Source organism: Nocardia sp. 852002-20019_SCH5090214 (genome assembly GCF_001665865.1).
GTDB classification, from domain to species: Bacteria; Actinomycetota; Actinomycetes; order Mycobacteriales; family Mycobacteriaceae; genus Nocardia; species Nocardia nova.
The window spans coordinates 1-860 of sequence record NZ_LZMK01000011.1 but is presented as its reverse complement, the minus strand read 5'-3'; the positions used below and the strand labels follow the sequence as shown (position 1 = coordinate 860).

The 860-nt window shown below is 69.7% G+C and carries 1 protein-coding gene; it reads right to left on the bottom strand.

Annotated features, from left to right (window positions below; all coding sequences use genetic code 11):
• Positions 1-860: MobF family relaxase (gene mobF / locus A5780_RS01005; protein WP_156769325.1), on the bottom strand; the 860-nt coding region annotated here is incomplete at both ends.

Genomic DNA, 860 nt, shown 5'->3' with positions numbered 1-860 from the left:
ACGCTGGTGCCGTCCGCGCGGGCCAAAGCTGGTGTGGGGGCGGTGATGTCGTGATCGCCGCGGGGAATCGACAACGGGGGAGCGAGCGCGGCCGCCATCACCGCATCGACCCCAGCCAGCCACTGGCCGGGATCGATGCGGCCGCGGAGCTGGCGGTAGGTTTCGGCGCGCAGGTGGCGGGCCTGCCAGGTCGCTCGCTGCTCGGAGACGACACCAACCACACGCGCAGCGGTGTCGATGATCTCGGCGTCGGTGACCGTGTTGCGGATCGGGGCCTGCTGATGCAGGACGGTGGCGACCATCGCGTCCACGGCCTGGTCCCCGCCCAGGATCTCGGCAGCCTGGGTCCGCCAGTCGCCGCGTTGTTCGGCGCGGGAGCGGGCGTGATGCTTACCGCCACGGGTTGCCAGCGTCGCCTCCTCACCCAGGCGCAGCCGTTCTTTCGCGGTGGGTTCGCGGCCGTGGCGCCGCTGGAACGCGGCGGCCAGGTCGGTGAGTTTGGTGGTGATGGCCTCTGCGCGTGTGGACCAGGCCGCCATCAACTCCGGTGCCACACCGGCGAGTTCGCGGATCGGGCGTTTGTACATGTCCCGGTCCGGGGTCTCGACGAACACCAAACCGAGGGCTTCTTCGAGGTGGTGTTCGAGGCGGGTGTTGTACAACTCGGAGGCGGGCACATTGTGGGCGTAGATCATCCGCCCATCTAGGGACCCCCACTGCCCGTCCTGGATCCGCCTGACTTTGTTGGCGATGACGAGGTGGGTGTGCAGATCGGGGTCGCCGGCGCGGGAATCGCGGTGGGTGAAGGCCGTCCCGACCAGGCCCTCGACGTCGACCTGGCGGACGCTGTGGCGGCCGAC